This window comes from Caldimonas tepidiphila (assembly GCF_003569765.1).
Taxonomy (GTDB): Bacteria; Pseudomonadota; Gammaproteobacteria; order Burkholderiales; family Burkholderiaceae_C; genus Caldimonas; species Caldimonas tepidiphila.
This window is the reverse complement of record NZ_QXMG01000131.1, coordinates 1-3,916: the sequence shown is the minus strand read 5'-3', so window position 1 is coordinate 3,916 and position 3,916 is coordinate 1. Positions and strand designations below refer to the sequence as shown.

The following is a 3,916-nucleotide window of genomic DNA, read 5'->3' as shown; positions in this document are numbered from 1 at the left end:
GTCCGCCGCCGCCTCCGACAGCCTGCGCGAGCAGGCCCAGCGCCTCGCCTCGCTGATGGGCAGCTTCCGTGTCGACGCCGCGCTGCACGCCGCCCCTGCGCCTGCCCCACTGTCGTCGCCGCGCCCTGCCGCCGTCGAGCGCGCCGCTGCCGCACCGGCCGCCGCCGCGCCCGCCGCGCCGCGCAAGGCGGCCGCCCCGGCCCCCGCGCAGCCGCCGGCGCCGCGTCCCGCCCCGGCGGCGACCGCGAGCGACGACGGCGACTGGGAAACCTTCTGAGCAGGGTGCCCTCGCACCCGCCCGATCCACCTCACGCAAAGAACCCCATGGCCCCCCAGGACACCACCGAGCGTCGCGACGCCAGCCGTCCGCGCGAATACCTGACCTTCCGCCTCGGCAACGAGGAGTACGGCATCGACATCCTGAAGGTGCAGGAGATCCGCGGCTACGAGCAGCCCACCCGCATCGCCCACGCGCCCGAGTTCATCAAGGGCGTCGTGAACCTGCGCGGCACGATCGCGCCGATCGTCGACCTGCGGCTGCGCTTCGGCTGCAGCTCGGTCGAGTACAACGGCCTGACCGTCAGCGTGATCCTGAACGTGCACCACCGCGTCGTCGGCATGGTGGTCGACTCGGTCAGCGACGTGATGGAGCTGCCCGCCGACGCGATCAAGCCCCCGCCGAACATCCGCTCCACGATCGACGCCGCCTTCGTCACCGGCCTCGGCCAGGTGGGCGAGCGCATGGTGATCCTGCTCGACATCGAGCGGCTGATCGCCAGCCCCGAGCTCGGCGTCGTCGAGACGGCACGCGCCGCCTGAGCCCCCCAAGACACAGAGACAGGAGACCGCCATGGGCATGATGGAACCGATCCAGACCCGGATGCCGGGCAAGGCGCGCGCGGCGAGCGCGCCGCCGCAGGAATACCTCACCTTCCGCCTCGGCGGCGAGGAGTACGGCATCGAGATCCTGAAGGTGCAGGAAATCCGCGGCTACGAGGAGCCGACGCACATCGCCAACGCGCCCGCCTTCCTCAAGGGCGTCATCAACCTGCGCGGCACGATCGTGCCGATCGTCGACATGCGCATGCGCTTCGGCTGCCCGCAGGCGAACTACGACGCCTTCACGGTGGTGATCATCCTCCACCTCGGCGCACGCGTCGTCGGCGTCGTGGTCGACAGCGTCAGCGACGTGATGGAGCTGCCCGCGGAGGCGATCAAGCCCCCGCCCGAGATGGACGCGGCGGTCGACGCCCAGTACATCACCGGGCTCGGCAGCAGCGGCGAGCGCATGCTGATCCTGCTGGACATCGAACGCCTGATCCTCAGCCCCGAGATGGGCCTGGCGCGCGCCACGCTGGCCTGACGGAGCCGCGTCCCCCCAACGCGCCCTCCGACGCGTCCCCCCGCGTCCTTCCCCCCGGCCCTCCCCTTCCGATGCCGGCCGCCCCGGCAACGGCGGCCGGCACGAGGACAACGATGAAACTCTCCGATCTCAAGATCCGGACCCGGCTCGCGCTGGCCTTCGGCCTGCTGCTGGCCCTGACGCTCGGCATGGCCGCCGCCGGCGCCAACCGCATGGCCGACATCGACGCGCAGCACCGGCAGGCACGGGCGCAGGCCGGGCTCAGCGAGCTGGCTCAGCAATGGATCCAGGAGACGCGGCTCAACCTGGCGCGCACGCTGGCCATCGCCCACTCGGGCGGCCTGCCGGCACTGTGGCAGCAACTGCAGCCGCAGATGAAGGCCACCTCCGAGCAGATCAACGCACTGCAGCAGCGCATCGAGTCGCTGCTGAGCAGCGACGAAGAACGGCGCCTGCACGGCGCGATCGCCGAGACCCGCAAGAGCTACGTCGCGCTGCGCGACCAGGTGTTCGGGCTGCTGCAGGCCGGGCAGCAGGACGAGGCCGCGCCGCTCGTCGAGCGACGGCTCGTGCCGGCGGCCGACGCCTACCTGGCCGCGCTCGAGGTCTTCGCACGGCACCAGCAGGCGCTGGCGGCGCAGGCCGACCAGGAGGCGCGCGCGCATCTCGCCGACGGGCGCCTGCTGCTCGGGCTGCTGGCGGGCACCGGACTGCTCGTCGGCGTCGCCGCCGCGGCAGGGGTGGCGCGCTCGATCAACGCGCCGCTGGCCGAGGCGATCCGTGCCGCCGAGGTGATCGCATCGGGCGACCTGTCCCGGCCGATCGCGACGCGGCGCGGCGACGAGGCCGGCCAGCTGCTGCGCGCGCTCGCCGCGATGCAGGAGCGGCTCGGCACGATGGTGCACGGCATCCGCGGCTCGACCGAGAGCATCGCCACCGCCGCGACGCAGATCGCCAGCGGCAACCAGGACCTCTCCAGCCGCACCGAGCAGGCCGCCTCGAGCCTGCAGCAGACCGCGGCCTCGATGGAGCAACTGCACGGCACCGTGCAGAGCAGCACGGCGAGCGCGGCGCAGGCGCGCCAGCTCGCGGGCTCGGCCTCCGAGATCGCGCTGCGCGGCGGCGAAGTCGTCTCGCAGGTGGTGGCGACGATGGACGACATCCAGGCCGCCTCGCGCAAGATCGCCGACATCATCGGCGTGATCGACGGCATCGCCTTCCAGACCAACATCCTCGCGCTCAACGCGGCGGTGGAGGCTGCCCGCGCCGGCGAGCAGGGCCGCGGCTTCGCGGTGGTCGCTGGCGAGGTGCGCACGCTCGCGCAGCGCAGTGCGCAGGCCGCCCGCGAGATCAAGGTGCTGATCGACGGCTCGGTCGAGCGCGTCGAGTCGGGCAGCAGCCAGGTCGCCACGGCCGGCGGCACGATGAAGGGGATCGTCGAGGCGGTGCGCCGCCTCGGCGACATCGTCTCGGAGATCGCCGCGGCCTCCTCGGAGCAGTCCGGCGGCATCGGGCAGGTCAACCAGGCCGTCGGCCAGCTCGATCGCATGACGCAGCAGAACGCGGCGCTGGTCGAGGAATCGGCCGCAGCGGCCGAGAGCCTGCGGCAGCAGGCCCGGCAGCTGAGCGGGCTGGTCAACGGCTTCCGCCTCGCCCGCGCCGCCTGAGACAGGGAAAAGCACCACTCAAACCTTCGGCAATGCCGCCGATATCCCTGCAAGCACGCCGTGTCCGCCGCGCGCGGCTTGCGAGCGACGACGTCCACTCACCCATTCCATGCCACCGATGAAGTCCTTCTCCGCTCCCCGCAACCCGCGCGAGCTCGGCATCGCCGCCGACCGACTGATGCTCGTCGTGCTCGCCGTCGGCGTGCTGGGAGCGCTGGCGATCGGCCTGCACCATGGCCGCTTCGGCACCGCGCTGTCGGGCTCGCTCGGCCTGGGCCTGCTCGGGCTCGCCGGCTACCTGGGCGCCGCAGGCACGCTCGCCAGCCGCCTGCTGCTGGCAACGGCCGCCACCGGCCTGATCGCGCTGCACCTGCAGGTCTCGATGGGCACGCTCGAGTTCCACTTCGGCGTGTTCGTGCTGCTCGCGATCCTGCTGGTCTACCGCGACTGGCGCCCGATCGTCTTCGCCGCCGCGCTGGTGGCCGTGCACCACGTGCTGGTGGACCGGCTGCAGTTCGGCGGCCTGCCGGTGTTCTGCCTTCCCCAGGCGGACTTCTCGAAGATCCTGGTCCACGCCGCCTACGTGGTGGTGCAGACCGCGGTGGAGGTGCTGATCGCGCTGCGGATGCGGCAGCAGACGCTCGAGGGGCTGGAGCTGTCGGCGATGGTGCAGGCGATCGACAGCGACGAGCGCCTGAACCTCGACGTCGCCGGCGTCGAGACGCAGACGGAGGGCGGCCGGCGCCTGAAGGCGGCGCTCACCCGCCTGGCCGGCACGCTCGAGGGCGTGCAGCAGGCGGCGGGCAGCATCACGGTGGCGACGCAGGAGATCGCCAGCGGCAACCAGGACCTCTCCAGCCGCACCGAGCAGGCCGCCTCGAGCCTG

General features: G+C 72.5%; 4 protein-coding genes and 1 pseudogene. All 5 read left to right on the top strand.

Annotated features, from left to right (window positions below):
• Positions 1 to 277, top strand: a pseudogene (locus tag D3A59_RS24635) (methyl-accepting chemotaxis protein); the annotation flags it as partial.
• A gap of 47 nt (positions 278 to 324) precedes the next feature.
• On the top strand, positions 325 to 819 hold the full coding sequence (locus D3A59_RS24630) for a chemotaxis protein CheW (protein ID WP_119157939.1): 495 nt from the start codon (positions 325 to 327) through the stop codon (positions 817 to 819).
• 40 nt (positions 820 to 859) lie between these two features.
• On the top strand, positions 860 to 1,363 hold the full coding sequence (locus D3A59_RS24625; RefSeq protein ID WP_419187281.1) for a chemotaxis protein CheW: 504 nt from the start codon (positions 860 to 862) through the stop codon (positions 1,361 to 1,363).
• 113 nt (positions 1,364 to 1,476) lie between these two features.
• Complete coding sequence (locus D3A59_RS24620; protein ID WP_119157938.1) at positions 1,477 to 3,030, top strand: methyl-accepting chemotaxis protein; 1,554 nt, start codon at positions 1,477 to 1,479, stop codon at positions 3,028 to 3,030.
• Positions 3,031 to 3,148: 118 nt separating this feature from the next.
• The coding region (locus D3A59_RS24615) for a methyl-accepting chemotaxis protein (protein WP_473206073.1) at positions 3,149 to 3,916 on the top strand (768 nt) is incomplete at its 3' end.